At 57.0% G+C, this 2194-nt stretch carries 2 protein-coding genes and 2 tRNA genes; 3 read left to right on the forward strand and 1 reads right to left on the reverse strand.

The features are described from left to right. The first annotated feature begins 128 nt into the window (after nucleotides 1–128). Nucleotides 129–205 (forward strand) — tRNA-Asp (locus AC1DLB_RS29455). Nucleotides 206–469: 264 nt separating this feature from the next. Here the strand turns inward: AC1DLB_RS29455 and AC1DLB_RS29460 are convergent. Next, nucleotides 470–1423, reverse strand: a complete 954-nt coding sequence (locus tag AC1DLB_RS29460; protein ID WP_477786237.1) for an NAD(P)/FAD-dependent oxidoreductase — start codon at nucleotides 1421–1423, stop codon at nucleotides 470–472. A gap of 183 nt (nucleotides 1424–1606) precedes the next feature. On the opposite strand from AC1DLB_RS29460, the gene AC1DLB_RS29465 reads away from it, so the two are divergent. Further along, nucleotides 1607–1683 (forward strand) — tRNA-Val (locus AC1DLB_RS29465). A 202-nt stretch (nucleotides 1684–1885) separates the two neighbouring features. Beyond that, a partial coding sequence (locus AC1DLB_RS29470; protein ID WP_477786238.1) for an anti-virulence regulator CigR family protein occupies nucleotides 1886–2194 on the forward strand: 309 nt, incomplete at its 3' end.

Here is a 2194-nt window from a genome sequence, read left to right on the forward strand (position 1 = left end):
GTGATTAGCTCAGCTGGGAGAGCGTCTGCCTTACAAGCAGAATGTCGGCGGTTCGATCCCGTCATCACCCACCAACTCTTGAGACTCTTGTGTAAGCAAGAGGGAAGCTGAAAAGCCTCCACCGACGCGCAGCGGTAGTTCAGTCGGTTAGAATACCGGCCTGTCACGCCGGGGGTCGCGGGTTCGAGTCCCGTCCGCTGCGCCATATCTGCCTCAAGGCCCACTGAACGCCTTGAAGCTACGAAGAAGGCCGTTGGCAATCTTCGAGTCGATAGCAAAGACCCTGGTCGAAAGACCGGGGTTTTTTGTGTCTGCGATTTGGCTTTTTCTTCTTTCGCGCCTTTGCGCTCTGATCCTTCTGCATCCAGTCTCGGCGCTACAACGGCCGAGYCACTTTGCGCGCCACTGACATCTGTTGGGCTTCGACGGCGACTTCGCTACAAGAAGTCGCCGCTCCTGAGTCGGTCGATCAGACCCCGAGCTTGTCCCGCAATCCGTAATACCAGGCGCCCAACGCTGCGAACGGTGTGCGCAGCAATTGCCCGCCGGGGAACGGGTAGTGGGGGAGGTCGGCGAAGGCGTCGAAGCGTTCAGCCTGACCACGCAATGCTTCGGCCAATACCTTGCCCGCCAGGTGCGTATACGTCACGCCGTGGCCACTGCAGCCCTGGGAGTAGTAGATGTTATCGCCCAGTCGCCCGACCTGAGGAAGACGCGACAGGGTCAGCAGGAAATTGCCGGTCCAGGCGTAATCGATCTTCACGTCCTTGAGTTGCGGGAAGGCCTTGAGCATCTTCGGTCGAATGATCGCCTCGATGTTCGCCGGGTCCCGCGCGCCATACACCACGCCGCCACCAAATATCAGGCGTTTGTCGGCGCTCAGGCGGTAGTAGTCGAGCAGGTAGTTACAGTCTTCGACGCAGTAGTCTACCTCGCGGATGCGACGCTGATCCAACAGCTCAAGCTGCGTGTGACCGAAACGCTCCCACAGGCGCTTCTGAGACTCCAGATGGCCCATCTGCTTGTCGGTAATGGCGGCGAACACACCGCCATCCTTCAAGTCGCACTGGATATTATATTTGGCCACTCGTTCACGAATGATCCGCCCACCTTCGAACGCCATCTGCCCCAGCAACTGAGCTTGCTTGGGGCCGACGCTGCGCTCAATCACATCGATATCACGGCTGTAGCTGTTAACGATCTGGCCACCGTTGCGTCCCGACGCACCGAAACCGACCTTGGCGGCTTCCAGCACCGTAACCTTGAAACCGTTTTCCAGCAGGAACAGGGCAGAGGACAGGCCGGTGTAACCGGCGCCGATTACACAGACATCAGTCTCTACATCATCCTGCAAGGCCGGGCGCGCTGGCGCTGCATTGGCCGACGCGGCGTAATAGGACTCTGGGTAGGGAGTGTTCGCCATCCTGCAGCCTCTGTTTAATATATTTTACGAGTGCATTGATCCTACCCGAGTTAAAAATCGACCGCCAGCCACCGGAAAATCTTCTTTGCCACAGCGAAATTAAATATTTTGCATATTCATAGGGTTAGGTGAAAAAAAGGTGTTGACACCCCTCCGGAATTCCGTAGAATGCCGCCTCACAGCAGGCACGTAGCTCAGTTGGTTAGAGCACCACCTTGACATGGTGGGGGTCGTTGGTTCGAGTCCAATCGCGCCTACCAAACAAAATCCGCTCTGCTGGGCGGTCTGGAAGGGCTCACCGAAAGGTGGGCCCTTTTTTGTTGTCCGCGATTTACCTGGCTTTTGCAAAATCCTCAAAAACGCCAACTCGGCGCCTTACTTCCAGTAAACACTGTTGCTGAACTAATACCGCCATAGCCGTCTACATTCTTCAGGGGACATCCCCTTTCGGAGAGAATGGATATGTTTAGATCTCGCTCGTTGATCGCCGCTATGACGTGTCTTGCCTTGGTGTCTGGTTCAGTGACTGCATTGGCCGACCCGGGAAACGGGAAAGGCCAGGGAGGTGGCAAGGGAAATCCACAATACAACCAGGACCATGGCAACTCCGGCCATGGAAACAAGGGGAAAGGTTCAGGGGGGGGCGATTGGAGTCACGGCCCGAGCATCGACCACGGTAACGTCCTTGGCATCGTGGGTGGTTATCGTGACTACTGGAGCCCCGGGCCCGCCTTGCCACCCGGTATTCAGAAAAACCTCGCGCGCGGTAAA

It is taken from the genome of Pseudomonas sp. 05N434 (genome assembly GCF_056396965.1).

Excerpts from the sequence above, each read along its gene's own strand:
- AC1DLB_RS29460 (WP_477786237.1), bottom strand. The coding sequence starts at position 1,423 with ATGGCGAACACTCCCTACCCAGAGTCCTATTACGCCGCGTCGGCCAAT.